Source organism: Streptomyces sp. NPDC001549, assembly GCF_042894025.1.
GTDB lineage: Bacteria > Actinomycetota > Actinomycetes > Streptomycetales > Streptomycetaceae > Streptomyces > Streptomyces kutzneri.
In genome coordinates this window covers 20,695-46,417 of record NZ_JBIAVJ010000008.1, presented here as the reverse complement: position 1 = coordinate 46,417, position 25,723 = coordinate 20,695, and the positions used below count along the sequence as shown (strand labels likewise).

Annotated in this window: 20 protein-coding genes and 3 pseudogenes; 6 read left to right on the top strand and 17 right to left on the bottom strand. The window is 69.7% G+C overall.

Annotation, left to right across the window (positions count from 1 at the left end):
- Positions 1 to 18: 18 nt before the first annotated feature.
- Positions 19 to 867, bottom strand: coding sequence for a serine/threonine-protein kinase (locus ACFY04_RS15930; RefSeq protein ID WP_389117056.1), 849 nt, complete (start codon positions 865 to 867; stop codon positions 19 to 21).
- Between the two features lie 276 nt (positions 868 to 1,143).
- Between ACFY04_RS15930 and ACFY04_RS15925 the strand changes: the two genes are divergently transcribed.
- Positions 1,144 to 2,304 carry a tetratricopeptide repeat protein gene (locus ACFY04_RS15925; RefSeq protein WP_389117055.1) on the top strand — a complete coding sequence of 387 codons (1,161 nt, stop codon included), beginning with the start codon at positions 1,144 to 1,146 and terminating at the stop codon, positions 2,302 to 2,304.
- A gap of 282 nt (positions 2,305 to 2,586) precedes the next feature.
- Here the strand turns inward: ACFY04_RS15925 and ACFY04_RS15920 are convergent, their stop codons facing one another.
- Entirely contained in the window at positions 2,587 to 4,959 is a 2,373-nt protein-coding gene (locus ACFY04_RS15920) for a hypothetical protein (RefSeq protein ID WP_389117054.1), read from the bottom strand.
- A 331-nt stretch (positions 4,960 to 5,290) separates the two neighbouring features.
- On the opposite strand from ACFY04_RS15920, the gene ACFY04_RS15915 reads away from it, so the two are divergent.
- Positions 5,291 to 5,491 carry a hypothetical protein gene (locus tag ACFY04_RS15915; RefSeq protein ID WP_389117051.1) on the top strand — a complete coding sequence of 67 codons (201 nt, stop codon included), beginning with the start codon at positions 5,291 to 5,293 and terminating at the stop codon, positions 5,489 to 5,491.
- Between the two features lie 212 nt (positions 5,492 to 5,703).
- On the opposite strand, the pseudogene ACFY04_RS15910 reads toward ACFY04_RS15915, so the two are convergent.
- The 3 genes and pseudogenes from ACFY04_RS15910 to ACFY04_RS15900 all read right to left on the bottom strand — a co-directional run.
- Positions 5,704 to 5,931, bottom strand: a pseudogene (locus ACFY04_RS15910) (transposase family protein); the annotation flags it as partial.
- Positions 5,932 to 6,147: 216 nt separating this feature from the next.
- A pseudogene (locus ACFY04_RS15905) lies at positions 6,148 to 7,171 on the bottom strand (ABC transporter transmembrane domain-containing protein); the annotation flags it as partial.
- Positions 7,172 to 7,381: 210 nt separating this feature from the next.
- Entirely contained in the window at positions 7,382 to 8,542 is a 1,161-nt protein-coding gene (locus ACFY04_RS15900; RefSeq protein ID WP_389117049.1) for an agmatine/peptidylarginine deiminase, read from the bottom strand.
- Between the two features lie 157 nt (positions 8,543 to 8,699).
- Here ACFY04_RS15900 and ACFY04_RS15895 point away from each other — a divergent pair, with 157 nt between their 5' ends.
- Positions 8,700 to 9,362, top strand: a complete 663-nt coding sequence (locus tag ACFY04_RS15895; protein ID WP_389117047.1) for a TetR/AcrR family transcriptional regulator — start codon at positions 8,700 to 8,702, stop codon at positions 9,360 to 9,362.
- Positions 9,363 to 9,372: 10 nt separating this feature from the next.
- On the opposite strand, the gene ACFY04_RS15890 is transcribed toward ACFY04_RS15895, so the two are convergent.
- From ACFY04_RS15890 to ACFY04_RS15845, 10 genes and pseudogenes are all read right to left on the bottom strand, one after another.
- On the bottom strand, positions 9,373 to 10,191 hold the full coding sequence (locus ACFY04_RS15890; protein WP_389117046.1) for an ABC transporter ATP-binding protein: 819 nt from the start codon (positions 10,189 to 10,191) through the stop codon (positions 9,373 to 9,375).
- Positions 10,181 to 11,197 (bottom strand): ABC transporter ATP-binding protein, encoded by a 1,017-nt coding sequence (locus ACFY04_RS15885; RefSeq protein WP_389117045.1) that lies wholly within the window; start codon positions 11,195 to 11,197, stop codon positions 10,181 to 10,183. The genes ACFY04_RS15890 and ACFY04_RS15885 overlap by 11 nt, the downstream gene beginning before the upstream one ends.
- Positions 11,194 to 12,048: an ABC transporter permease gene (locus tag ACFY04_RS15880; RefSeq protein WP_389117043.1), complete on the bottom strand. Its 855-nt coding sequence runs from the start codon at positions 12,046 to 12,048 to the stop codon at positions 11,194 to 11,196. Before ACFY04_RS15880 ends, ACFY04_RS15885 begins: the two co-directional genes overlap by 4 nt.
- Complete coding sequence (locus tag ACFY04_RS15875; protein WP_389117042.1) at positions 12,045 to 13,007, bottom strand: ABC transporter permease; 963 nt, start codon at positions 13,005 to 13,007, stop codon at positions 12,045 to 12,047. Before ACFY04_RS15875 ends, ACFY04_RS15880 begins: the two co-directional genes overlap by 4 nt.
- On the bottom strand, positions 13,004 to 14,677 hold the full coding sequence (locus ACFY04_RS15870; protein WP_389117041.1) for an ABC transporter substrate-binding protein: 1,674 nt from the start codon (positions 14,675 to 14,677) through the stop codon (positions 13,004 to 13,006). The genes ACFY04_RS15875 and ACFY04_RS15870 overlap by 4 nt, the downstream gene beginning before the upstream one ends.
- A gap of 91 nt (positions 14,678 to 14,768) precedes the next feature.
- Entirely contained in the window at positions 14,769 to 15,782 is a 1,014-nt protein-coding gene (locus ACFY04_RS15865; protein ID WP_389117039.1) for an agmatine/peptidylarginine deiminase, read from the bottom strand.
- 108 nt (positions 15,783 to 15,890) lie between these two features.
- Positions 15,891 to 16,922: pseudogene (locus ACFY04_RS15860) on the bottom strand (urease subunit alpha); the annotation flags it as partial.
- Between the two features lie 550 nt (positions 16,923 to 17,472).
- A complete protein-coding gene (locus ACFY04_RS15855; RefSeq protein WP_202198696.1) occupies positions 17,473 to 18,054 on the bottom strand; it encodes a TetR/AcrR family transcriptional regulator in 582 nt (193 codons plus the stop codon).
- A 122-nt stretch (positions 18,055 to 18,176) separates the two neighbouring features.
- Positions 18,177 to 18,413, bottom strand: a complete 237-nt coding sequence (locus ACFY04_RS15850) for an agmatine deiminase family protein (RefSeq protein WP_389117368.1) — start codon at positions 18,411 to 18,413, stop codon at positions 18,177 to 18,179.
- A complete protein-coding gene (locus tag ACFY04_RS15845; protein ID WP_389117037.1) occupies positions 18,347 to 19,432 on the bottom strand; it encodes a serine/threonine-protein kinase in 1,086 nt (361 codons plus the stop codon). Before ACFY04_RS15845 ends, ACFY04_RS15850 begins: the two co-directional genes overlap by 67 nt.
- A gap of 115 nt (positions 19,433 to 19,547) precedes the next feature.
- Here ACFY04_RS15845 and ACFY04_RS15840 point away from each other — a divergent pair, with 115 nt between their 5' ends.
- Together ACFY04_RS15840 and ACFY04_RS15835 are read left to right on the top strand one after the other, a co-directional pair.
- The gene (locus ACFY04_RS15840; protein ID WP_389117034.1) at positions 19,548 to 20,153 is read left to right on the top strand and encodes a TetR/AcrR family transcriptional regulator; all 606 of its coding nucleotides are present in this window, start codon (positions 19,548 to 19,550) and stop codon (positions 20,151 to 20,153) included.
- Positions 20,154 to 20,334: 181 nt separating this feature from the next.
- Positions 20,335 to 21,492 carry an agmatine deiminase family protein gene (locus ACFY04_RS15835; protein WP_389117033.1) on the top strand — a complete coding sequence of 386 codons (1,158 nt, stop codon included), beginning with the start codon at positions 20,335 to 20,337 and terminating at the stop codon, positions 21,490 to 21,492.
- A 224-nt stretch (positions 21,493 to 21,716) separates the two neighbouring features.
- Here the strand turns inward: ACFY04_RS15835 and ACFY04_RS15830 are convergent, their stop codons facing one another.
- Both ACFY04_RS15830 and ACFY04_RS15825 read right to left on the bottom strand, forming a co-directional pair.
- Positions 21,717 to 22,355, bottom strand: coding sequence for a GNAT family N-acetyltransferase (locus tag ACFY04_RS15830; protein ID WP_389117031.1), 639 nt, complete (start codon positions 22,353 to 22,355; stop codon positions 21,717 to 21,719).
- A gap of 123 nt (positions 22,356 to 22,478) precedes the next feature.
- Positions 22,479 to 23,771 (bottom strand): DUF5933 domain-containing protein, encoded by a 1,293-nt coding sequence (locus ACFY04_RS15825; protein ID WP_389117367.1) that lies wholly within the window; start codon positions 23,769 to 23,771, stop codon positions 22,479 to 22,481.
- Between the two features lie 421 nt (positions 23,772 to 24,192).
- Here ACFY04_RS15825 and ACFY04_RS15820 point away from each other — a divergent pair, with 421 nt between their 5' ends.
- Complete coding sequence (locus tag ACFY04_RS15820; RefSeq protein ID WP_389117030.1) at positions 24,193 to 25,680, top strand: SulP family inorganic anion transporter; 1,488 nt, start codon at positions 24,193 to 24,195, stop codon at positions 25,678 to 25,680.
- The last annotated feature ends 43 nt before the right edge of the window (positions 25,681 to 25,723 follow it).

Below are 25,723 nucleotides of genomic sequence, written 5' to 3'. Positions count from 1 at the left end.
GGGCCTGCGCTTCCGGGCTCAGGGGCGCGCCAACGCCTCGGCGAGCATCTCGGCCGTGGGGTACATCTCGTCCGGCTCGTCGCTGAGCGCCCGGTCGAGGACTGCGGCGAGGTCCTTCGGGAGCGGGACGCCGCGGTCCGAGACCGGAACGGCGGGGGAGTCGGTGACCGTGAGCCAAGGGTTGCGACCGGGGACGAAGTCGCGGGGGGTGTGTCCTGTCAGGACGTAATAGAGCGATGCGGCGGTGGACCAGACGTCGACGGGCGGTTTGGCGTACTTGTAGTTGACGACCTGTGCTCGCGGCATGAACGCGGGTGTGCCCGCGACCGTACCGGTCTGCGTGAGCCCGCTGATGCCAGCAGTCTGATAGGCCTTGGCTAGACCGAAGTCGGCGACCTTGGCCGTCTTTCCGCTGCCCGGGCTCCCGGTCAGCAGAATGTTCTGCGGTTTGATGTCGCGGTGCACGGTCCCGCCCGACGTGTGCGCGTAGGAGAGGGCGTCGAGCACGTCCAGGAACAGCGGCACCGCCTCCGTGGCGGGCATCGGGCCGTCCGCCTCCACGCGGTCCATCAGGGAACCCGCGTCGCACAGCTCCATGACGAGATAGCACAGCGAGCCCGCCTGCCCGAAGGTGTCCAGCCGAACGATGTGCGGATGCACCAGTCCCATGGAAACGCGGATCTCACGTTCGAAGAGCGCGACCGCCTCCGAGGAGGGCTCGGCCACCGTGGTGTTGATGGTCTTGAGTGCACGCCGCTCGCCGCTCGTAGAGTCCACCGCGGCGTACACCACACCCATGCCGCCCCGCCCCAATTCCCTCTCCACCACCCACCCGGGGATGTTGGGATACCGGTTCTCGTCTGCCATGACAGCACCGCCTTCTCCTGCCCATGCTCCTCCGCCGATGCCGTGGGCGCATCAGAAGACCAACGCGCAGAAGGGGCTCTGCGCGCGATGCCGCACATCCTTGACACCCTCCCTTCAACTGGACGAGCCTGGTGGCACCTGAGTTGAGGGACTATCTAAGCAACACCTACTTTCGCGAAGACAGCGTTATCGGTTTTGCAGCGCAAGCAGGGATACCGCCGGGGAAGCCCGAGTGGTCCGGTTGCATCAGCAGGGAAGGCGAGTAAACCTGACCGTATGAACACACGCGCGTCCCGCCGAATCATCGGATGGTCGATAGCGGCAGTACTCGTGGGAGTTCTTACGATCTTGGCCTACGTGGGCCAATTCGAGTGGACTACAGCCTGGGCCGTAATCGGAGCAACCCTCATAGTTGCTGCAGCCGCATTCGCTATAGGCATGCTACTCGGTTTCATATTTGGACTCCCGCGCACATTTGAAGACTCCGCTTCCGGATTACAAACGGACGATCCACCGGCAAGGCGTCGCCTTTCCCTCTATTCGTGGTCGCTCTATCGATCCAATACGAATTTGGAGCAGATATCTGACTGGTTGACGAAGATACTAGTCGGCGTAGGTCTTGTGCAATTGATAAAACTACCCGCAGCGGCTCAGTCGCTAGGTCGGTGGCTCAAGCCGGCGCTCGGAAATGTACCGAGCACCGAAGCATTCGCCATCGGCCTGACTGCTTACTACACCGTAACCGGATTCTTTGTCGGCTATCTACTCACCAGGCTATGCATGGCTGCGGCCTTGAGTTCCGCCGACGCAGGGGTTCACGAACTGCAAAGAAAGATCCAGACGCTGATTTTTGCCCAGAAAGGCGAGGATCCAGAAAAGAAAAAGGTTGAGGAATTGGGTAAGAAGGTAGAGAGGTTCGAAGAAGAGACTGGGCTGCGATTGGACGCTAATGCATATGTGGCTCTTGCCCAGCAACTCAAAGATGTCGGCAAGTACGACAGTGCAGTTGAGGCGTACCTGAGAGTTGCCGAGCTACGACCGGAAGACCCCGCACCACTTGATCAAGCAGGCGTCGTACGCGGAAAATTCCAAGCGAGATATAAAGAGGCGAATGAGTTGTACCGTAGGGCGCTCCTCGTGGATCCTTCCTATGCCGGCGCCCTATACAACTCGGCCTGCAATTCCATGCGTCAGGATAAGAGGATCGAAGCACTCGGGCTGCTCGCCGCCGCCATCGAATCAGATAGCGAAAGCCGCGACAGAGCGAAGGATGAGTCGAGACCTGGCGAGGTTTTCCATCCACTGGCAGATGACCCTACATTCCAGATACTCGTCGGAACTGACAACCGTGACGATGAGGATCACCGTGAGGAGGAAGGAAAATCTGGCCTGGGCGATAACTCTCCCGAATCTGACGAATCAACCAGCAACGGATAACGTCTGCGGTATCCAGTCCGAGGGTGGATGGGAGGCCGCTATGAGCATGGATCAGTGGGTCACTTTGCCGCCAGAGCCGAATGAAGTGGTGCTCTGCGTGAAGAGAGGGTCGGCCCTCGTTCCTGGAACCGAGCTTGCACTGGTCGGCGGTCTGCTTATCCTCACCAACCAGCGGCTCTATGTGGGCCCCTGGGACACGCGTCTGGTATGTGAGCTGCTAGCCAAGATGGTGGGGCCTCTCGGCCCTGCGGGGACAAGCAAAGCGATCGAGCCACGAGCTCGTTAGCCGAAGTACGGCGGGTCCTCCAGCCAGCCGACGGCGTGGAGGTCGCGTGCGAGCCAGGTGTAGGCGAGGTTTGTCGCCTTTCGCTCGTGGTCTCCGGAGACTTCCTGCTGGATGACTCCAGGAACGAGAAAAACCGATGAGGCCTCGTCTTCGGCCAGGTCCATCCACTGGTTGGGTGGCACGTCGGATTCCTCGACCAGTTCGAGGTGCACCGTGGGTTCGGCGGACAGCGTTGCCACGGGGTCGGCGTGAAGTGTGTATTCCAAGGTCGGTGGCCAGGCGGCGGGGGCGGCCGGGCCAGGCAGGATCAGGAGCCCTTTGGCGCGTGCGGGCAGGTTGCTGTAGAGGCCCAGGGCGTGTCCGAAGCGGGGGAAGTTGGTTTCTACGAGTTGCCGGTAGCCGGTGAGCGCGTCGCGCAGGACGGCGGTGGCGATGGACAGGGTCAGCTCTGGGGAGTACTCCTGCCAGAGATATTGAGCACTGCCCCTTCTGCGGTCGCCTGGTGGGCGTGGTGCTGTGAGGGCGTCCTCTTCGGTGTGCTGGAGTTCGGTGTGAAGCCAGAAGACGTCGTCGGTGTCGATCGTGTCGCGCCCGACCCTCCAGCTGGACCACTCGGTGTGCTCGGCGTGCTCCATCATCGCGTTCACCGACAGCCGGAGGTCTTCGACGGAAATCGGCGCATCGTCTCGGAACCGCTGGTCCGAGAGCACACGGCGGGCGAGGAACCACATGCGCTCGGTGGCAAGGGGGGACAGCCGCGGTACGGGCAGCACCCTCCGGCGGACACAGGTGGACAGGGTTCTACGCAGACGGTTCCGTGCCCAGACCCACCTCGACAGGTCGTCCTGCGGCAGCTGGAAGCCGTCCCGGCTGCAGAACTGCGATCGCGCCCCGCCCCCACGCCGGAGTTCCGGCCGAGCCACGAGTTCCGCATCCAGGACTCCCCTGCGACCTTCGGCCACCCACATGAATTCACCGTCAAGACAGACACCCCACGGCGCCAGCACCCCGTCGTACTCGCGGGCCAGCCGGGAACCGAGGCTGCCGAGACCTTCGATCCAGGCCAGCACCGCATCCCTGAGCCACCACCCTGCAGCCAGCGCCGGCTCTCCATCACGGTCCCATCGCCTGCGCCCCGCGGCTGCCTGTCTCGTGTGCCCAGAGAGTTCGTCGAGCACCCACGACGCTGCGGCAGGGTTGGCGCGAACCAGCCGCAGCATAAGATCCGGTCCTACGTCTACAGCCGCGGTGTCCACGGCGAAGGCGAATGCGTATCGCCAGCGGGGGAAGCTCTCGGGATCCGCAGCCTCCTCAAGCCGCGCTACACCATCCTGGAGTGCCTGTGCGGCGAAGTGCTGCTCGAACAGCGGCAGAGCGAACCGCAGCCGGTCACCGTCCCGGACGACCAGGCCCGTCTCCTCCAGCTCCCAGAGGTCATACTCGCGCCCGAACGAGGAGGCTTTGACCTGCCCTCCTGAGTCCAGCACCAACGCGGCGAGCCGCGCCAGGCTGCTCCGCACCTCTTGACTGACTGGCCGCCGCTTGCGACGGAGAACCGCGCCGGCCAGGCCCGCGAGGAGTTCCTGAGTGGAAACCCTGACGTCGCCGCCGTCAGACAGCCGACTGGCCAACGCGTGGACCAGCAGCGGACTCGTCAGAAGCTGCCTCGTTTCGTACTCTCTGACGGCCCGGAAGGCCGCGTCGCCCACGACGATGCGGAGCAGGTCCAGTCCCCGCTCGAGCGGCCATGGTGCGACGTCGATACGCTCGTGCGGCTCAACACGGCCCACCCCGGGCCGGGTCGTGGCCAGCACGCTCACGGTGGGCCAGGTCGCCACGAGTTGACGGGCCTGCTCCAGCAGGTCGTCGCTGGCCTCCGTGGGACTCGCGAGCTCCAGATTGTCGATCACGATGCGGCACTCACGCTCGAGGTCTGCGCCCAGGGCATCGCGTACAGCTGATTCGAGACCGCGCTTCACCAGGTCGCGAGCATCCAGCCACACGGGCACCGCGACCCTGCTGTCGGCCCCGGCACGCGTTGCGCCTTCGTTCCACCAGCGCTCGGCCTTCTCGCTCTTGCCCGCCCCCATCGGCGCCACCAAGACCCTCGCACTGCCTGCCGGGACGGTGACCACCGCTCCGGACTGGCCGAGCATCCACGCAGCCACGTCGTCCCGCCGGTCATCAGGGGTACTGCTCAGACGAGCCTGAATGCGAGCGCGGGAACGCCGTTCAGCCAACTCCAGCGCCGTCCGCTCCGCACCGTTCGGGATCGTGGAGCCCGGGAGCTGCGCTCGGTCCGCCTCAGAATCGGCGACCTTCGCAACAGCGCCGGCAGCCCGACGCTGAAGATCCAGCAACTCACGCAAGTCCAGACTGAGCGCCTTGCACAGCCCGCGACGGTCTGCGGAGACGGCGGCCTCGCCTGGTTAAACGCTTTGCTGACAGTCGTGCGCCCCAACCCTGCCCGTACAGCCAGCCGGGCGATGCTGAACCCCATCGCCGCGCGCCCGTCGGACAGGCGTGCCTGCAGCTCAGCAAGGGCCGCCCGCTGCTCATCCTGCCCCTCGTGCACGCTGCTCCCCGTTGCCCTCCACGCGACTGTTCAACGTTGTTCATCTTCGACCACTTGAACCCCGCTGCACACCGATTCCGGGAGTGTCGACGACACCAACCTCACCGAACATCTGGGAGCTAATCGTGTCCGGCCTTACCGCAGTCCTGTTCGCCATCGCCCTCGTGCTGATCGCGGCGCTCCTTGTTGGAGCAGGCGCCGGGAAACTCGCCCGTCTCGACGGCGCCACCTACCCCACCGCAATCCTCCACGCGGCGGCCGCATTCACTGCAGTAGTCACCCTTGCCGCTGCCGTTACTGCAGCCCTGGCCACAGTTCTCGCGTGAGCTCTGAGGACAGCGCCCTCGGTAGCGACAGCCAGGACCATGGAAAGTGCGATCTCTCGGATTCGTGTCTCGAAGGAAGTAGTCGACGCCGGATCTCGGTACCTCACGTGCTGGGGCTCCCGTCGGTCCCAGCCGAGTCGGTTGGGCCGCCCTGCTCCTCGCGGGGGTCAGGTGCTGAGCATCGCGAGCAGGCCCACGGCCATACCGACGACCGCTGCCGACTTGGACACCCCGAAGAGCCGGGCGAGTTGGCGCATCGTCAAGTTCGTGCGCCGGTACGCCGCGACGAGCAGAGCCCAGTCATCCAGGACGTGACAGGGGACAGGGTTCACTTGTCGACTACCCGCAACGACGGGATATCCCGATCCACGCAACGCGACGACGTGGGCTCCAGCCTCGTAAGAAGGCCTCCGGGCCACTGACAGCCACCGATAGGGCAGGGATGCGCCCCCCGGCACCGCGCATTTCGCTCCGGGAGGCGCTCACCATCCGACGACTCACAACCCCTGACTACTCGTCATCAATGTCAGTATGGGGTCAGCATTCGCCTGATCAAACCAGACCACAGCTTGATACACCTGAGACTCACCAACAGGACCCAAGGCGCTCCAGGGGGCCCTACGGACCTCCGGAAGGGGAAGCCCAGAACATCCACCAGGCTCAACAAGCATCCATCCCCACATGGTCAGTTCGGTGAATCCCGCCCGCTATCTGGAAGCGAGCTCGCAGGGAATCCCGGACCCCATTGAACTCGAACATGATCCGCGTCGCGCTGGCGTAGTAGGTGAAGGCGACGATGATCGCCTCCACGCCGTGCTCTCCCCCGCCGAGCGTGACGGCGAGCAGCAGGCCCAGCGCGTTGGTGAGTACGGACATCGGTGCGACCAGCGTATCGATGCGCAGGTTGCCGTAGTCCCAGGAGCGCAGGGTGAGGCGGCGCGACTCGGCGACGCGCGAGCGGTGTTCGGCCGCCTCGCGTTCCTCGGCGGCGAAGGCCCGGACGGTGTCCATGTTCATCAGGCTGTCGGCGACGTGGCCCGACACCCGGGCGATCGCCTCCTCGCGCTGGGCGACGAGTCCTTGGCGGCGGCGGATCAGCGGCGCAACGCCCAGTGCCGTCACGGCGATCAGGACCAGGAGTCCGGCCACGAGCAGCGGGTCGTACTGCCACAGCACCACGGAGGCGAACACCAGCGGTACGAAGCTGCCCATGACCGAGAAGGTCAGGGTGTCGACGAACTCCTCGAAGCGGGAGGCGAAGCTCAGCACCCGCTTGGTCAGCGACCCGGCGAAGTTGTCGTGGAAGAACGCGGCGTCCTTGGCGAACAGTTCGTCCATGCCGACCACGTACAGGTGCTCGACGCCGCGGGCGTCGAGGCGGTTGAGGCAGTGCAGGCCGAGGCGCCACAGTGCCTCCGCGAGGAGCAGGACCCCGGCGAAGGAGAGGACGTACGGGAGCATCGCGTCGACGGTGGCGGTGCCGCCTCCGGCGATGCGGCCGACGAGCTTGGCGACGATCAGCGGCGCGATGTAGTTGATGCCGATGTTGCCCAGCGCCGGGAGCAGCATCGCGGGTGCGGTCAGCCGTCGGAGGCGGGCCAACTCCCGTCCGTAGTAGCGAAGTGCGAGGAGTACCGGGCCTTTGCCCGGTGGGCTTACGGGCGATTCAGGCGTTCCCATTACAACCCTGTGCTGTCGTGTGCGGGTGGCTTGCAGGAAACCGAAGTGTCCCGTGGCGGTGTCCGCGCGGTCCAAGGATTTTCCCGTATGGCGGTATCTCGTACCTGTTCGTGCCCGGAAACGGTGGAGGGCCGTTCCGGATCGCTCCGGAACGGCCCCCGTGGTCCTTGGCGCTCTGCTGTGGATGTGGGTGTGGTGTGCGGGTGCCGGTTACGGGACGGGCTGCTGCTGCTGGGTGACGCAGTGGATGCCGCCGCCGCCGGTGCCGAGCCGGTCGATGTTGAGCTGCTCGATGGTGCGGCCGGGGTAGAGCCGGGCCAGGGTGGCCTTCGCCGCGGTGTCGGCGCGGGTGTCGCCGAAGTGGGCGCTGATGACGGCACCGTTGCACAGGTAGTAGTTGGCGTAGGAGGCGAGGAAGTCCGGGTTGGAGGAGCGGATCTTGTTGTAGTCGGGGCCCTGGATCTGATCGACCCTCATGCGCGTGCCGTCGGCGGCGGTGGACGCGGAGAGGATCTGGTACTGCTGGCGGGCGTCCTTGGCGTACACGTCGTTGTCCGAGGCCAGGGGCATCTGGACGGCGGCCCGGCCGGGGGCGAGGAAGCGCGAGGTCGCGTCGACGTGGTCGTCGGTGATGTCCTGGCCCTTGACCCCGTCGAACCAGATGACCTTGGTGGCGCCGTAGGCGGCGAGCAGGGCGGATTCGATCTGCGCCTGCGACTTGTCGGGGTTGCGGTTCTTGTTGATCAGGCTGCTGCGGGTGGCCATCAGGGTGCCGGCGCCGTCCTGTTCGACCGCGCCGCCCTCGCCGACCAGGGCTGCGGCGGTGAAGGGGACCCCGACGTACGAGGCGATCCGGCCGGCGACCAGGTTGTCCCGGGAGTGGGCCTGCTTCTTGCCCCAGCCGTTGAAGTTGAGGCCGACGGCGTCCAGGCCGCCGGATCCGTTCGTGCGGAAGACGGGTCCCGTGTCGCGCATCCAGCAGTCGTCAACGGGAATGGTGCTGATGACGGTGACGGTGGATCCGCACTTCGAGCGGGCCTTGGCCGCGCTGCCGGAGTTGGCGCAGATGAGGACCGGCTCGTACCTGGCGATGGTGCGTGCGATGAGCGCGATGTCCTGCTGGACGCCGCCGAGCGTGTTGCCCCAGATGGAGGTGGAGTCCGGCCAGGCCATCCAGGTGCGGGTGTGCCGGACGTCCTCGACGGGGACGCGGAAGGCGCCGGCCGCCGCCGGACGGAGCGCGGACGCGGCCCCGGCCCGTCCTTCGGCCGCCGCCAGTGCGGCCGCGGCGGCGGTAAGTCCCGCCGCTGCCAGGAACCTGCGTCTGCCCATGCCCTCGCCTGCGGGCCGGTTCACTGCGTGATCGTTCATGTGAGGGTCCTCCGATGGCTCAACTCCCCGCGGGGACAGCGGGGTTGACCGGAAAGCTAAAACTGGCCAAGCGCTCGGTCAATAGTTTGGACGAGGTCATTCCGGTGGATCACGGAAAGCCCCAGGTCGCGGTCCGAAGGCTGGTTAGAGTGACGCCATGACAGCTGTCGCGAAGGGCTCCGGGGGCCAGCCGGCCACTCCCCCTGCAAGGGCCGGCCGGCCACGGGTCTCGGCGAAGGGCGAACAGACGCGGGCACGACTGATCGCCGCCGCGCGGACCCTGCTCGCGGGCGAGATGAGCGAGGGCTTCACCACCCGCAACGTCGCCGCACTGTCAGGCGTTTCGCACGGAATGTGCCATTACCACTTCCAGGACCGGACGGATCTCGTCCTCGCGGTCATCGAGGACATCCGCCCGGAATGGATCACGCCGCTGGAGGCGGCGGTGTCCGGCCCCGGACCCTTCGCCGAGCGCGCCGAACGGGTCGTCGAGCTGCTCGGCCGGCCCGAGGGTGCCGAGCTCTCCCACCTCCATTCCGCCCTGCACTGGCAGGCGTTGAACGATGCCCGGGTCCGGGAGAGCCTGGAAGCCGAGTACCGGCGCTGGCGCGCCTGCTTCGTCGCCCTCTTCCAGGTCCTGGCCGACGAACGCGGCGGGGACCTCGACCCGCGCCCCCTGGGACTGGCCGTGGCCGCCGCCGTGGACGGTCTGGCGGCCATGGACTCCCTGGGCGCCGACGGCGGTACGGGGCCGGTCCTGCGGACCCTGATCCGTACTCTCGCCGCGGGAGCCGGAGCGGGAGCCGGATCCGGGCCGTGACCGGCACGGGCTACAGCGCCCGGCGGGCCGCGGCGATCGCCTCCGGGTCCCACCCCGGGCGCGGCACCGACTCCAGCAGCAGCCGCGTGTACGGGTGCCGGGGCGCGGCCAGCACCTGGGCGGTGGCGCCCGCCTCGACGATCCGGCCGCGGCGCATCACGACGATCTCGTCGGTGACGCACCGTACGACGCCCAGGTCGTGGGTGATGAAGAGGTACCCGATACGGGTCTGCTCCCTGATGTCCGCGAGCAGGTTGAGGATCTGCGCCTGTACGGAGACGTCGAGCGCGGCGACCGCCTCGTCCAGGACGAGGACGGACGGCTCGACGGCCAGGGCCCGGGCGATGGCGACGCGCTGGCGCTGGCCGCCGGAGAGCTGGCGCGGCAGGGCGTCGGCGGCCCGGGTGCCCAGACCCACCTGATCGAGCAACTCCCGTATCCGGCCCGCGTGGTCCCGGCCCGGGAAGTGCAGGCGCAGGGTCTCGCGCAGGGCCGCCTCGACGCTGGTCCGCGGATCGAGGGAGAGGTACGGGTCCTGGAAGACCATCTGGACCTCGCGGGCGCGGGCCAGGCGCCGCGCACGGCCGCGGCCCTCGCCGCGCGCGGTCCGGTTCCGGCCGCCGACCAGGACCTCGCCCTCGTCGGCACGCTCCAGGCCGACGACGATCCGCGCGGTGGTGGTCTTGCCGGAGCCGGACTCCCCCACGATCCCCAGCGAACCGCCCTCGGGGAGGACGAAGGACACGTCGTCCACGGCGCGCACGGCTCCGTAGGAGCGGTGCAGCCCCGTAACCTCCAGGACGTTGTCGGGAAGTCCGTTATCGGGCATCGACGGTGCTCCCTTCGAGCCGGTCGCCGTGGTGGCAGGCGGCCAGGTGTCCCGGCTGGCCGGGGGCGGCCACCGGCAGGGGAACCTGCTGGTCGCAGACCTCCGTGGCGAGCGGGCAGCGGGCGGCGAAGGCACAGCCGTGGAGGGCCTGGCGCAGGTCCGGCGGCTGGCCCTCGATGGCGGCGAGCCGGCCGCGCGGGCCGTCCATCCGCGGGGTGGAGGCCAGCAGGGCGGCCGTGTACGGGTGCCGGGGGCGCGCGAAGAGGGCCTCGGCGGGCCCGCTCTCGGCGATCCGGCCCGCGTACATGACGTAGACGCGGTCGCTGATGGCCGCCGCGAGGTCGAGGTCGTGCGTGACGAACAGCAGGCCGGTGCCGAAGCGGGCGCGGAGCCCGGCCAGCAGGGAGATGACCTCGGCCTGGGAGGTGACGTCCAGCGCGGTGGTGGGCTCGTCGGCCAGCAGGAGGGAGGGGTCCCCCATGAGGGCTGCCGCGATCACCACGCGCTGGAGCATGCCGCCGGAGACCTGGCCCGGGTACTTGCGCAGCACCGCCGGGTCCAGGCCCACGGCCTGCAGGAGCTCGGTGGCGCGCGCGGTCGCCTCGGTCCGGCTCATGGCCCGGGTCAGGGTGGCGCTCTCGGTGAGGAAGTCCCCGATGCGGCGCAGTGGGTTGACGGCGGCGCGCGGGTCCTGGAAGACCATGGCCACGGCGGAGGCGCGTACCGTGCGCAGCCGGTCGGCGTTCATGGTGAGGACGTCCTCGCCGCCGACCCGCACGGCTCCCTCGACGACGGCGCCGGGCGGCAGCAGGTTCAGCGCGCTGCGCGAGGTGAGGCTCTTGCCGGAGCCGGACTCGCCGACGAGGGCGACGGTCTCACCGGTGGAGACGGTGAGACCGACGCCGTCGAGGACGGGCCGGGCGGTACCGGGCAGGGTGATCCGCAGCCCCTGAATGTCGAGGGTGTGCACCGGTTTCGTGGGGTGCGGTGGTTGCGGCGGTCTCATCGGGCCCTCCTGGCTATACGGTCGGCCCAGCGTTCGCCGACCACGTTGAAGGCGACCACGGTCAGCACGATGAAGGCGCAGGGCAGGATCGCGGACAGCGGGTAGCCGTGCTGGATGGCGGTCTGGCCGTCGAAGACCATGCGGCCCCAGTCGGGGGTGAGGGCGGGTACGCCGAGCCCGAGGAAGGACAGTCCGGCCAGGTCCATCAGGGCGTAGCCGAAGTTGATGGTGGACTGGGCGAGGACGACGGGGGCGATGTTGGGCAGGATGTGGCGCAGGCAGATCTGCAGCGCCGGGTGGCCCTGCACCTGGTAGGCGCTGACGTACGGGCGGGCCCGTTCGGCCAGGACCAGGGACCGGGTGAGGCGGCTGACGTAGGGCAGGTAGGCCACGGCGAGGGCGATGACCGGGGCGAGCAGCCCCTCTCCGTAGACCGAGATGATCAGGATGGCCAGCAGCATGCCGGGGAAGGCGAAGACGAGCTCGGTGCTGCGGGAGAGCACGGAGTCGATCCAGCCGCCCCGCCAGGCCGCCGCCGTACCGATGGCGATGCCGGCGACGGTGGAGAAGGCGACGACGCCGAGCGGTCCGAGCAGCGAGGTGCGGGCGCCGAGCAGGAGCCGGGAGAGGGTGTCACGGCCGGCCGCGTCCACGCCGAGCGGGTGCGCGGCGGAGGGTGCGGCCAGCGCGTTGCCCAGGTCGACGGCGTTGGGGTCGTGGGGTACCAGCCAGGGTGCGAGCAGGGCGGCCAGTACGACGACGGCGACGAGCACCAGGCAGACCAGGTGGAGCGGGGAGCCGGCGGCGCGGATCCGGGAGAGGCCGGGCCGGCGGGTCAGGACGGCGGTCATACGGCGGCGCTCCTCGATCCGAGGGTGACCCTGGGGTCGACCAGGGGCAGCAGCAGGTCCACGATCAGGTTCACGATCATGAAGAGGGCGACGATGATCAGGGAGATCGCCTGGACGGTCGGGAAGTCCTTGGTGGTGGTGGACAGTTCGAGGAGCTGGCCGATGCCGCCGATGCTGAAGGCCGTCTCCACCAGGATGGTGCACACCAGCAGCGTGGAGACGATGAGGCCGCCGGTGGTCAGGACGGTGCCGAGCGAGTTGCGGAAGACGTGGCGCTTGATGACCTGGCGTTCGGGGACGCCCCGGCTGCGGGCGACGGTGACGTGGTCGCTGTCGAGGGCTTCGAGCATGGCGGAGCGGGTGACCCGGGCGAGCATGCCGATCAGGTAGAGCGCGAGGGCGACGGAGGGGAGCGTGAGGTGCCAGAGCATGTCGCCGAGACCGCCGTCCCCCGCCCCGCTGCTGGGGAACCAGCCCAGGTTGACGGCGAAGAGGCCCTGGAGCAGGACCGCCGCGACGAAGGACGGGGTGCCGACGGCGAACGTCGTGGTGACGAGGATGGCGGAGTCGGCGGCCCCGCCGCGGACGGCGGCGATCCGGCCGAGGAAGAGGCCGACGGCGACGACCACGACGAGCGACATCACGATGAGCATCAGGGTGGTGGGCAGGCGGTCCGCCAGCAGCCGCGAGACATCGGTGCGGTAGGTGATCGACCGCCCGAAGTCGCCCTGCAGTACGTCGCCCAGCCACCGGAAGTACCGCATGAGGAAGGGGTCGTCCAGGTGGTACTGGGCGTTGATCGAGGCGAGGGCCTCCGGGGAGGCCGAGCGGCCGGCGAGCAGGAAGCTCGCCGGGTTGCCCGGTGCCAGGTACATGGCCCCGAAGACCACGAACGAGGCGGTCAGGAGGGTGGCGGCCATCTCCGCCACCCTCCGCAGCGCGAATCTGACGAAACTCACTGCGCGGCCCCCACGTCGGCGGCCCACGGGTAGTACATGTACGAGATGGTGGTGGGGGCGCCGGTGATGCGCTTGTTCATGAACAGTGCGGTGGGCCACTCGGCCACCGGGATCCACAGCAGCTGTTCCGAGGCGTGGTGCTGCAGCTTCGCCTCGATGTCCATCCGCTGCTCGATCGGGTAGACGGCGCTCGCCTGGTCGACGAGCTTGTCGTACCCGGGGTCGCTGTAGCCGGCGAAGTTCATGTACGCGCCGGTCTTGAAGTTCTGCAGCAGGTCGAGCGGGTCGGTGATCGAGTCGTAGTAGGTGAGCGGGAACATGTCGATGCCCTCGCGCGCCTGAGGGTCGGTGAACAGCGCGGTGAAGGCGTTCGGGGCGATCGTCTTCAGCTGGATGTCCAGGCCGATCCGGGTGCCGGCCGCCTGGACGGCGGTGGCGAGGAGGGAGACGTCCTGGCCTATGGAGCTGGTGGCCACGGTCAGCGTCTTGCCGGTGGCGCCGGCCTCCTTGACCAGGGCCTTGGCCTTCTCGATGTCCTGGCCGGTGGGCGGCAGGCTGTCGAAGGCGGTCTTCAGGGTGCGCTCGGGGGCGGCGGCCCAGGCGGCGCGGGTGGTGAGGGAGTTGGTGACGGTGCCCGCCCCGCCGAGGCCGGCCTTGACGAAGCCGGAGCGGTCCAGCGCCAGGGACAGCGCCCGGCGGACGCGGATGTCACCGAGGGGGCCCTGCATGTTGGTGACGTTGACGTTGACCGTGCTCAGGCCCTCGCCGAAGTAGAGGGTGCCGGTGCCGCTGCTGCGCAGGCGGGCGTAGCTCTCGGTGGGGATCAGGTAGCCGCCGTCGGCCTCCCCGCTGAGCATGGCGTTCGTCCGGGCGGAGGGGTCGGTCAGGACACGGAAGACGGCCTTCTTCGACTTGGCCTTGGTGCCCCAGTAGCCGTCGAAGCGCTCCAGCTCGATCGACTGGCCCTTGTTCCACGTGCCGAGCTTGAAGGGGCCGCTGCAGCCGAGGCCGCCCGTGGTGCCGTAGTCCTTGCCGGCCGCCTCGACGGCGGCCTTGGAAGCGACCACTCCGGCAGCGGTGGCCATGTACTGGGGGAACTGCGAGTCGGGCTTGTCGAGCTTGACGGTGACCTGCAGCGGGCCGCTCTTGGTGATCGAGGCGACGTTCTGGAACACCTGGGCCCAGGCGGCGGCGTTGTCGGGGTCCGTCTGGCGGCCGAGGCTGAAGACCACGTCGTCGGCGGTCATCTCCTTGCCGTCGTGGAAGCGGACGCCGGGGCGCAGGTCGTAGACCCAGGTGGTGGGGTCCGGGTTGGACGCCTTCTGGGCGAGACCGGGCTCCGTGGTGAGGCCCGGGGTCCAGCGCATCAGGCTCTCGCACACGTTGGACAGGACGGTGTTCTGCGGGTAGTCGAAGGCCACCGTGTAGTCGAGGGTGGGCGGTTCGGCGTAGACGGCCCAGGTGAAGGAGTCGATCTCGCCGGCGGCCTGGGGCGTGGAGACCGACAGTCTGACGTCGGTGACACCGCCGGCCTTCTCCTTCGGCGGGCCGGAGCAGGCCGCGAGCAGGGAGACGGACGTCAGGGCGGCGGTCGCGGCCGCGGCAACGGGGCTGAGCCGGCCGCGCCGGCCGCGGAAGCGTCTGCCGGTGCGGGGCGGGGTGGTGGTCATCGTCGCGCTCTCGATTCCGTGAGGGATGCGGGGGGGGGGAGGAGCGGGCGGACCGCCGGAGCGGTCCGCCGGGAGCGGCCGGTTTCCCGGGTCAGACGGTGGTCCGCGCTGCGGGGATCTGCTGGGTGATGCAGTGGACGCCGCCGCCGCCGAACGCGATGGCGAGCGCCCGTACCCCGACGACCTTGCGGCCCGGGTAGGCCGTGGCGATCACGGCGAGGGCTTCCTCGTCCTGGGGCACGCCGGCCACCGGGACGACGACGCCGCCGTTGGCGACGTAGTAGTTGAGGTACGACACCTCGATCTCGCCGTCGGCCAGGTCGGCGAAGGCGGTCTGCGGCACCTCGATGATCTCCAGGCGGCGGCCGCGGGCGTCGGTGGTGGCCTCCAGCACGGCGCGGTTGGCGCGCATCCGGGCGTGGTCGGGGTGGTCCGGGTCGGAGGGCAGGGAGATGACGACCGTGCCGGGGGCGGCGAAGGCGCAGACGCCGTCGACGTGACCGTCGGTCTCGGTGTCGAGCAGGCCGCCGTACGGGAGCCAGATGACCTTGGTGACGCCGAGCCGGGACTTGAGCTCGGCCTCGATCTGGTCGCGGTTCATGCCGGGGTTGCGGTTGGGGTGCAGGAGGCACTGCTCGGTGGTGATCAGCGTGCCCTCGCCGTCGACGGTGACGGCCCCGCCTTCGAGGATCATGCCGGAGGGGATGCGGTCGACCCCGAGGTGCTCCAGCAGCAGGCCGCTGATCCGGTCGTCGGCGTCGAACGGGTGGTGCTTGCGGCCCCAGGCGTTGAAGCGGAAGTCCACTCCGGCGCGGTTGCCGTCGCCGTCGAGGACGAAGAGCGGGGCGGAGTCGCGGAACCAGGAGTCGTCGAGCGGCAGCTCGATGACGGTGACGCCGTCGCCGCACCGCGCACGGGCGTCCTCGCCGAAGCCGGGCGGGGCGACCATCGTCACGGGCTCAAACGCGGCGATGGCGCGGGCGACGTTCGCGTACTCCTCCTTCACCTCGGCGAGCACGCTGCCCCACAGCTCCTCGCGGGTGGGCCAGGCCATCAGGCAGCCGTCGTGCTGGGACCACTCGGCGGGCATACGGAATTCGGTCATCAGGTGTCTCATTTCTTGCGTGGGTGGAGTCTTCCACTCGACTGAAAATTCAGTCAAGAGTGAAGGTGCGGGGCGAGGCAGGGCGCGCGGGAGGACTGGAGGGAGCGACTAGAGAAAGTAGAGGCGGTTCAGGGAGACCTGCTGGGCCGGCTCTGAGCGCAGGGGCTCGCCGTCGAGCGTCACGAGCCCGGTCCGGGCGTTCACGTCGACACCGCCGAGGCGGGCGTTGCCGACCATGTCTTTCGGCCCGATACCGCGCGTGCCGCGTACGGCGACCCGGCGGCGCCGCGTGGCCAGGACCCCGGAGGAGCCCGACTCGGCGGCGGCGCGGCTGACGAAGGCGACCGAGAGGTCGGCGGGCGCCGCGCCGTGCGCGCCGAACAGGGGGCCGAGGACGAGCGGTTCGCAGCAGTCGGTGGCGGCGTTCGGGTCGCCGGTGACCCCGTAGGCCGGGAAGCCGGACTTCAGCACCATCTGCGGCTTGGCGCCGAAGAACGGGGGGCGCCAGAGGACGATGTCGGCGAGCTTGCCGACCTCGATGGAGCCGATCTCGTGCGCGAGTCCGTGGGCGATGGCCGGGTTGATGGTGAGCTTGGCGATGTAGCGCAGGACGCGGGCGTTGTCGTCGCCCTCGCCGTCGCCGTCCATCGGACCGAGCTCGCCCTTCATCTTGGCGGCCATGGCGAAGGTGCGGCGGATGGTCTCGCCCGCGCGGCCCATGCCCTGGGCGTCGGAGGAGGTGATCGCGATGGCCCCGAGGTCGTGCAGGACGTCCTCGGCTCCCATCGTCCCGGCACGGATGCGGTCGCGGGCCATGGCGGCGTCGCCGGGCAGGTCGGGCTTGAGGTCGTGGACGGAGACGATCATGCCGTAGTGCTCGGCGACCGCGTCCCGGCCGAAGGGCAGCGTGGGATTGGTCGAGGAGCCGATCACGTTCGGCACACCCGCCATCTTCAGGACGTTGGGGACGTGCCCGCCGCCGCAGCCCTCGATGTGGAAGGCGTGGATGGTCCGGCCGTCCAGGACCCGCAGGGTGTCCTCGACGGAAAGACACTCGTTCAGGCCGTCGCTGTGCAGGGCGACCTGCACGTCATGCTCCTCGGCCACGCGCAGGGCCGTGTCCAGGGCCCGGGTGCGGGCCAGTTCGGCGGCGGTGAAGAGCAGCAGCCGGTCACGTTCGGTGGGGGTCAGGGGCATGACGTCCCCCGGCCGTCCCGCCCGGCGTCGGGGCCGGTCGAAACCATCATGATCATTCCTTCCTCCGGAAGGCGGGCGAGGGTACGGCCGGGGCCGGGGCATCGCCGTCCGGATGTGTGGTGCGCGAGGCGCTGGCCGAGGGCCGGTGGCGCGCCGGGGGACGCCTCAAGGGGTGCGTAGAGGAGTACGTAGAGGAGTGCGGGCCGGCCGCGGGCCCGTGAGGTGGCACGGGCCGGCCGGCGGTCCGAAGGGGGCGGGAGGTTCGGTCCGCCCTGCTCGGAATCCTCACTCTGACATTGACTGAAAATTCAGCCAAGAGGCTGAACAGAGCCCAGTCCGCAAGGAATCACGGGAGTCGAGCGGAAGGCGCGCGGACGACGCGTGTGAGTCGTGCGGGCGACCTGTGGGAGGCATGCCGGGGCCCGAGGCCAGGGCGGCACGGGGGCAATGCAAGAGCGGACCGAGGTCGTGGAACGGCCCCGGCCGGCGGACGTCAGCCCTGCCCGAGCCCCGAAAGCTCGGCGTCGATGGCGCCCCGCATCAGCTCGCGGGCGTGGCCGATCTTGATGCCGCCGCTCAGCCAGCGCATGCTCAGCCCCTCCAGCAGGGCGGTGAGCCGCTCGGCGGCCGCGGCGAGCGCGGAGGCCGGCACCATCGGCTGGACCTGGCCCAGCAGCGCGGCCACCTCCTGGACCCACACCAGGGTCGCCCGCGCCAGGTCCTCGCGCAGGACCTCGTCGAAGACGGCGCTCGCCCGCAGTTCGCCCCAGGCCGAGCTGTTCTCCCGCACCTCCACGGTGTCCTGGAGCTCCAGCAGGAGGGTCTCCTCCAGCTCTTCGCGCGGGGTCAGCGGCGGGTCGTCCGGATCGCGGTCGGTGGTGTAGCGCTCGGCCCGGTCGTTGATGAACTCCAGCGTCTGGCGCAGGACACCCGTGCGGTCCTTGAAGTGGTAGTAGATCAGGGCGGTGGAGACGCCGGCCTCGGCCGCGAGTTCCTCCACGCGCAGCCCGCGTACACCGCGCCGGGCGATCACCCGGGCGGCGGCTTCGAGGATCTGAGTACTACGAGACGACATGCTCCGCACCCTACCGGGATGATCGGGTGCGTACGTACGCGGCCTGTCACCAGGAGTGCCGGACGGCGCGCGGGCCGCCCCGGCGGGCGGGACCGGCCGCGCCGACCGGGGCGGCCCGGCCGTCAGAGCGCCGGCGGTACGGCCGGGTGGGACTGGGTGGCGCAGTGGATTCCGCCGCCACCGGAGGCGATGCCGTCGATCGGGAGCTGTTCGACGCGGTAGCCCGGGTAGGCGGCCTGGAGGATGGCGTAGGCGACGCCGTCGGCGTAGCCGTCGCCGAACTGCGGCGCGATCACCGCACCGTTCGCCGTGTAGTAGTTGGTGTAGCTGGACAGGAACTCCTCGCCCCGGCCGCGGATCTCGCGCCGGTCCGGTCCGGGCAGCTCGGTGATGGCCAGGCGGCGGCCCCGGCCGGCCGGGGCCGCCGGACGGGCCGGACCCCGCGGACTCCCCGGCCGGGCCGGCGTCCGTCCGGCCCCCGACCTCCTCCAGCACCGGCCGGGGCAGCCAGCCGTCGGTGAACTCCGGCCGCGGACCGACGAGGGGGTGCGCGTGGACGGCCACGATCAGGTCGGCGGTCGTGGGACGGTCCTGCGGAGACTTGGCCAGGCACCACGACAGCAGGTCGTGCAGCTCGCGGGGGGATCCGGCCGAGGTCCGGGTGCTCGTGGACCACCCGGTACAGGGCGCCGGACTCCGGACCGTTCCCGAAGGGCGGGACCCCGCCCGCCACGAAGCCGGCGAGCGCCCCGAGCGCGAACACGTCGGTCGCCGGCGTCACCGGGTGGCCCAGCGCCTGCTCGGGCGCCATGAAGGCGGCGGTGCCGATCCGCAGGCCGACGCCGGTCAGGGCGGCGGCGTCGGCGGCGCGCGCGATACCGAAGTCGATCACCCGCGGCCCGTCCCCCGCGACCAGCACGTTCGCCGGTTTGAGGTCCCGGTGGACGACGCCCGCCCGGTGGATCTCCTGGAGGGCCTCGGCGATGCCGGCGATGAGCAGCAGCACCGTACGGACCGGCAGCGGCCCGTGCCGCTGCACGACCTGGTGCAGCGAGGGGCCGGGCACGTAGGCCGTGGCCAGCCACGGGGTGCGGTCGTCCTCGCCCGAGTCGACGACCTGCGCCGTGAAGAGGCCGTGGATCCGGCGGGCGCTCGCCACCTCCTGGGCGAAGCGCTCGCGGAACTCGGGGTCCGTGGCGAACTCCCGCCGGACGGCCTTCAGCGCGATGTGCCGGCCGCCCGGCGTGTACGCCAGGTAGACCACCCCCATGCCGCCGGAGCCGAGCCGGGCGTGGAGGCGGTAGCCACCGATCTCGTGGGGGTCGTCGGCGGACAGGGCCGTGAGGGCGGACTGTACGCCGGGAAGCTGAGCGAACATGCGGTGGCTCTTTCAACGATGCGGCAATGACCTGGGGCGCATCGTGCCGCTAACTAAAGTTTCAGTCAATGTGTGACAATGCGAGACGCACACCGCCAGAAGGGAGGATCGACCGGTGTCGGATCGAAGAAGGGCCATCCTGGAGGGCGCCGCCCGGGTCATCGCCAGGCGCGGGGTCCGCGGGCTGCGGGTGGGCGACCTGGCGGCCGAGGCCGGCGTGTCGACGGCCTTGATCTACTACCACTTCAAGGACCGGACCGGCATCCTGCGGCACGCCCTGGCCTTCATCAGCGACCGGGCCGACCGCTACACGGGCGCCGCCGACGAGGTGGGCGCCGCACCCCCCGCCGCGGACCCGCACCGGCTCCTGGAGCGGATCCTGCTGCTCGAATTCCAGGACCTGCCCGAGGTGCGCGAGAACAGCACGGCCTGGGGGGAGCTGCGGGCCCACACGATCTTCGACCCGGAGCTGCGTGAGGAGCTGACCGCGGCCGGTGCGGCCTGGGTGGAGGAGGTCGCCGGCCTGCTGGCCGCCGCATGCCCGGCCGCGCCTGGCGCCGCCGTCACCGCCGCCGCCGAGCGGCTGACCGCCCTCCTGGAGGGCCTGAGCAGTCGCTGGCTGAGCGGCCTACTGCCCGTGGGGCACGCCCGTGACCTGATGCGCGGGGCGATCGGAGTCGAGATCGGCCGGCTCGGTTCCCTCGCCATGCAAATTGACTGAAATTCCAGTCAGTGCAACAGTGGACGACATCCGGCCGCACCCTTTCCCGTGCGTACCGGATGTTCTCGGTGCAAAGCGTGCACCCTTTGGATAGGGCTCGGCCCGACGGCCTGTGTCACGCCTCCCGTGCCCGACCTGGCCGGACGTCCCTCGCTCCGCCAGCACCCGATCGGAGTCCCCCGTGTCGTTCACTCCCCCCACCCGCCGGTCCGTCCTCCGTACCTTCGCCGGGATCGGCGCCGCCGTCTTCGGTGCGGCGGCCTGCGGTCCCGCCGAGTCCGGCACGCGGCCCGGCGCCGCCGGCTCGGGCTCCCCCCGGCCCGCCGCGGACGGAAAGCGCCGGTTCGGCGCCGAGTGGGAGAGCCACACCCGTACCTTCATGTCCTGGCCGGCCCTCGCCTCGGTCTGGGAGCAGGACCTGCCCTACGTACGTGAGGACATCGCGCGGATCGCCCGGGCCGTAGGCGGCTACGAGGAAGTGGTCATGATGGCCCGGCCCGAGCAGGCGGACGCGGCCCAGAAGGCCTGCGGCTCCCAGGTCGAGGTGATCCCCCTGCCCGTCGACGACCTGTGGGCCCGCGACACCGTCCCGGTGTTCATCGAGGAGGGCGCCAAGGTCGTCGGCGTCGACTTCAACGGCTGGGGCAACAAGCAGGAGCACACGAACGACGCCCAGGTCGGACGCCTGCTGCTGCAGAAGTACCAGATCCCCCGGGTCCAGGCCCCGCTCGTCGCCGAGGGCGGTTCCTTCGAGACCGACGGCGAGGGCACCTTGATGGTCACCGAGAGCTCGATCGTCAACGACAACCGCAACAAGGGGAAGAGCCGGGACACCATCGAGGCCGAGCTCAAGCAGACCCTGGGCGTCCAGAAGGTCATCTGGCTGGCCGGCGTACGCGGCGAGGACATCACCGACGCGCACGTGGACAGCCTCGTACGCTTCACCGCCCCCGGTGTGGTCCTGCTGGACCGCGCCCACCCCGGCACCCCGCCGGACTCCTGGTCCCACTCCGCCGACCAGGCGAAGTCCGTCCTGTCGAAGGCGACGGACGCCCGCGGCCGCCGTTTCGAGGTCATCGACCTGCCGCAGCCCGACCTGAACCGGATCACGGGCGAGGGGGACGACTTCGTCTCCGCCTATGCCAACTTCTACGTCGCCAACGACTCGGTGTTCATGCCCCAGTTCGGGGACCGCAAGGCCGACGACCGCGCCCGCGGCATCCTGCGGGAGCACTTCCCCAAGCGGGACGTCGTCATGGTGAAGATCGACACCATCGCCTCGGGCGGCGGCGGCATCCACTGCTCGACCCACGACCAGCCCGGCAAGCCCGCCGCCTGATCCGCCCCCGCACACGCCCCGCCCCCGCACCACCGGAGCCACCGCGTCGAACTCCCACCGCCCCGCACGACCCGCGCGCCGCGTCCCGCTGCTGCCGGGCCTGGTCCTGATCGCCATCGTCGCAGCGGTCACCCGTCACTCTCACCACCCGACGCTCACCCCCGGGACTCGTTCTCCGGGGCTCGTTCCCCGGGACTCGTTCCCCGGGGCTCAGCCTCCGGGTCTCAGTCTCCGGAGCGCGCCGCGGGGCGGCCGGCCCGGCGGGCCTCCAGCGCGAGCTTCACTCCCGGCCATTCCGGCCGGGTGATGCTGTACACCGCCGTGTCGCGGATCCAGCCGTCCCGCATGACCATGTGGTGCCGCAGCACGCCCTCGTGCGTCGCACCCAGCCCGGCGATCGCCGCCCGTGACTTCGTGTTCCGTACGTCCGTCAGCAGCTCGACCCGGTTCATCCCCAGCGCCTCGAAGGCATGCGTCAGCATCAGCAGCTTCGCCTCGGTGTTCACACCGGTCCGCTGACGGGACTCCGCGAGGAAGGTCCAGCCGATCTCCAGCCGCCGCTGCGCGGTGTTGATCACCATCAGCCGGGTCGAACCGAGGACCTGCCCCGTCGCCGCGTCCACCGTCGCGTACGGGATCTGCGTGCCCTCGGCACGGGCCGCCATCGCCTCTTCGATGAAGCCGCGGACGTCGTCCGGGTGCGGTACGAGCGTCACGGCGAGCTCCCACAGGCTGCCGTCGCGAACCGCCGCGCACAGCCCGTCGTGGTGCCGCAGCTCCAGCGGCTCCAGCCGGACCCGCTCCCCCACGAGTTCCACCCGCTCCACCGCCGCCGCCGGCGTCGGCGCCTTCGCGTGTTCCATGCCTGACCTGCCCGTCCCCCGCGTCCCACACGACAGGTCGACCCTACTCGGCGAAGATCACCGGCCCCACCGGAATTCCCCTGGCGGGGCGGCACGGCCGGCCGGCCACGGCACCTCGCGCACTCACACCAGTTCGGGCTGCTGTTCGCGTCGCGGTTCCGGCACCCGCACCGCCGCCGCTGCCGCGGTCTCCCGTTCCCACATCCTGGTGATCCGTACGTAGCCGTAGATCACCGAGCCCATCGCGAGGAGGAGCAGCGGCCCGAACACCCACGGGTACGCGGCCAGCTGCATCGACAGATAGCGGTACGAGGCCAGGTACGCGACGAATACCGCCGCGCCATAGGCGGTCAGCAGGACGCCGGGCCGGTCCCAGCCGCGGGCGAGCGAGCGCAGCCCCGTCTCGATCGTGACCGTGAACACCACGCCGGCGATGATGTCCGCGCCGTAGTGGTAGCCGAATCCCAGCGTGGCGCCGAGCGTGGCGATCAGCCAGAACGTGCCCGCGTGACGCAGCGCCCGCGGGGCCTTACGGGAATGGATGAAGATCGCGGTGGCCCACGCCGTGTGCAGGCTGGGCATGCAGTTGCGCGGGGTGAACTCGTCGAAGGGCATCGGGCCGGGGGCACCGACCGGCGGCGGCGTGTTCGGCCACAGGTCGGCCACCGCCCAGTGGGCGCCGTCGGCGCCGTAGGCGAAGATCGGCCCGACCACCGGGAAGATCATGTAGATGCCCGGCCCGAGCAGACCGATGACCAGGAAGGTGCGCACCAGGTGGTGGCTCGGGAAGCGGCGCAGGGCCGCCACGTGGCGCAGCTGGTACAGCGCGACGGCGACCGCGGCCACCGCGAGCTGGATGTAGACGAATTCGAGGACACGGAAGCCGACCGTGCCGGTGGCCTCGACGATCCGGCCCGCCACCCACGACGGGTTGCCCAGTGCGTGATCGGCGGTCGCCACGTACTGGTCGAGCACCATCGGGCGGGACTTCGAGGTGATCAGCAGCCAGGTGTAGCCGGTCTTGCGGCCGGCCACCAGCAGCAGCGCCAGTCCCACGCCCTTCAGCAGCAGGAGCCGCTCATGGCCGGTGCGGCGCGTGACGGCGATGACGGCCCAGGCCAGGGTCACCAGCAACGCGCCGTTGCCGAACATCATCTCGGCGCCGACCAGCCACCGCACGAGCCAGAAGACGAGGTCGATGCCGATCGCGGCGGCGAGCCCGATGAAGCGCTGCCGCCAGGTGAGCACCACCATCATCAGCGCCATGCTGGCGTACAGCACCGTCCCCGACTGGGGGGCGAAGATCACCTCTCGCGTCTGGACGGTGATCGGACCCGGCACGCCGTACCGGCGCGCGGCCAGCTCCAGTGCGACGAGGAATCCGAGGCCGATCACACCCACCGCGGCCCACAGCACCACCCGTGGTCGGGGCCGCGCGGCGGACCTGGCGCCGTCGCCTATTCGAGAAAGAACCCGCGATATCGTAGATGTCAATTTCCGGCCGCTTATCGTGGTCCAACGTGAACATTGTCAGGTCGAACATGTTAACGGAGTGAGCAGGTTTGATTGAGCGTGGGTGTACCGAACGGTGCACCCGGGTACCTGCCCCGGCCGGCGCGGTCTGACCGGAAAATTCGGTTCCGCCAGGTACCGAAGTCCCGCGAGCGGGATGCCTTCCTTCCCGGCCTGAATGCCACCGGCGGGTCCGGGAGCATCAGCGCGGCACCGAGCGGCACGGGACCGCGCTGTACCTTGGTTGGTTCCGTCCCCCGTACGCCCGCCTGCCGGTTGGCGGTGTGCCCGCCTGACAGGTCTCCTTCCCTTGCCTCACTCCGCTGTGTCCACATCCGCGCGGCTGCGCGACTTCCGCCCGGCCTGGCTTTCGCCGAAGGTGCTGCGCACCGAGGTGCTGGGCGGTCTGGTGGTCGCTCTGGCGCTGATCCCGGAGGCGATCTCGTTTTCGATCATCGCCGGGGTGGATCCGGCGATCGGCCTGTTCGCCTCTTTCACCATGGCCGTCACCATCGCCGTCGTCGGCGGGCGTCCCGCGATGATCTCCGCCGCCACCGGTGCGGTGGCCCTGGTCATCGCCCCTCTGAACCGGGAGCACGGGTTCGGGTACCTGGTGGCCGCGGTCATCCTGGCCGGGGTGTTCCAGATCGCGCTCGGCGCGCTGGGGGTGGGCAAGCTGATGCGGTTCATCCCGCGCTCGGTGATGGTCGGCTTCGTCAACTCACTCGCCATCCTGGTCTTCATGGCCCAGGTGCCGGAGCTGCGGAACGTGCCGTGGGCCGTCTACGCACTGCTGGCGGCCGGACTGGCGCTCATGGTGCTGTTCCCGAGGATCACCACCGCGGTTCCGGCCCCGCTGGTGGCGATCGTGATCCTCACGGTGATCACCATCGCCGCGGGCATCGCGGTACCGACCGTGGGAGACAAGGGCGCGCTGCCCTCCTCGCTCCCCGAGCCCGGGCTGCCCGACGTGCCGTTCACGCTCGACACGCTGACCACGGTCGCCCCGTACGCCTTCGCCATGGCACTCGTCGGGCTGATGGAGTCCCTGATGACGGCGAAGCTGGTCGACGAGATCACCGACACCCGGTCCTCCAAGACCCGGGAGTCCATCGGGCAGGGCATCGCGAACATCGTCACCGGATTCCTCGGCGGCATGGGCGGCTGCGCGATGATCGGCCAGACCATGATCAACGTGAAGGTCTCCGGCGCCCGGACCCGGCTCTCCACGTTCCTCGCGGGCGTGTTCCTGATGGTGTTGTGCATCGTCTTCGGCCCGGTCGTCTCCGACATCCCGATGGCCGCCCTGGTCGCCGTCATGGTCATGGTCTGCTTCGCGACCTTCGACTGGCATTCCATCGCGCCCGCAACCCTCAGGCGCATGCCGACGGGCGAGATCACCGTCATGGCGGTGACCGTGGTCTGCGTGGTCGCCACCCACAACCTCGCCGTGGGCGTGGTGGCGGGATCCGTCACAGCGGTGGTCATCTTCGCCAAGCGTGTCGCCACGCTCGCCGATGTCACAGCGGTCACCGACCCGGACGGCAGCCGGGTCGTCTACACCGTCACCGGCGAGCTGTTCTTCGCCTTCTCCAATGAGCTCGTGGGCCGCTTCGACTACGCCGGCGACCCCGCCGAGGTCGTCATCGACCTGTCCGCCGCGGACATCTGGGACGCCTCCTCGGTCGCCGCGCTCGATGCGATCGAGCACCGTTACGCGCAGCGCGGCAAGAACGTCCGGATCACGGGCCTGAACGAGCGCAGCGCCCGATTGCACAAGACCCTGAGCGGCGAACTCGCCGCCACCGGCTGACAGGGATCCTGGGGAATCGGACGATGCGCCCGGTGGCGACGAC

What these genes read in the sequence shown, in the direction of transcription:
- ACFY04_RS15845 (WP_389117037.1), bottom strand. Translation starts at nt 19,432, where the DNA reads ATGTTCGCTCAGCTTCCCGGCGTACAGTCCGCCCTCACGGCCCTGTCC.
- ACFY04_RS15865 (WP_389117039.1), bottom strand. Translation starts at nt 15,782, where the DNA reads ATGACCGAATTCCGTATGCCCGCCGAGTGGTCCCAGCACGACGGCTGC.
- ACFY04_RS15900 (WP_389117049.1), bottom strand. Translation starts at nt 8,542, where the DNA reads ATGAACGATCACGCAGTGAACCGGCCCGCAGGCGAGGGCATGGGCAGA.
- ACFY04_RS15880 (WP_389117043.1), bottom strand. Translation starts at nt 12,048, where the DNA reads ATGACCGCCGTCCTGACCCGCCGGCCCGGCCTCTCCCGGATCCGCGCC.
- ACFY04_RS15930 (WP_389117056.1), bottom strand. Translation starts at nt 867, where the DNA reads ATGGCAGACGAGAACCGGTATCCCAACATCCCCGGGTGGGTGGTGGAG.
- ACFY04_RS15925 (WP_389117055.1), top strand. Translation starts at nt 1,144, where the DNA reads ATGAACACACGCGCGTCCCGCCGAATCATCGGATGGTCGATAGCGGCA.
- ACFY04_RS15890 (WP_389117046.1), bottom strand. Translation starts at nt 10,191, where the DNA reads ATGCCCGATAACGGACTTCCCGACAACGTCCTGGAGGTTACGGGGCTG.
- ACFY04_RS15895 (WP_389117047.1), top strand. Translation starts at nt 8,700, where the DNA reads ATGACAGCTGTCGCGAAGGGCTCCGGGGGCCAGCCGGCCACTCCCCCT.
- ACFY04_RS15870 (WP_389117041.1), bottom strand. Translation starts at nt 14,677, where the DNA reads ATGACCACCACCCCGCCCCGCACCGGCAGACGCTTCCGCGGCCGGCGC.
- ACFY04_RS15885 (WP_389117045.1), bottom strand. Translation starts at nt 11,197, where the DNA reads ATGAGACCGCCGCAACCACCGCACCCCACGAAACCGGTGCACACCCTC.
- ACFY04_RS15855 (WP_202198696.1), bottom strand. Translation starts at nt 18,054, where the DNA reads ATGTCGTCTCGTAGTACTCAGATCCTCGAAGCCGCCGCCCGGGTGATC.
- ACFY04_RS15830 (WP_389117031.1), bottom strand. Translation starts at nt 22,355, where the DNA reads ATGGAACACGCGAAGGCGCCGACGCCGGCGGCGGCGGTGGAGCGGGTG.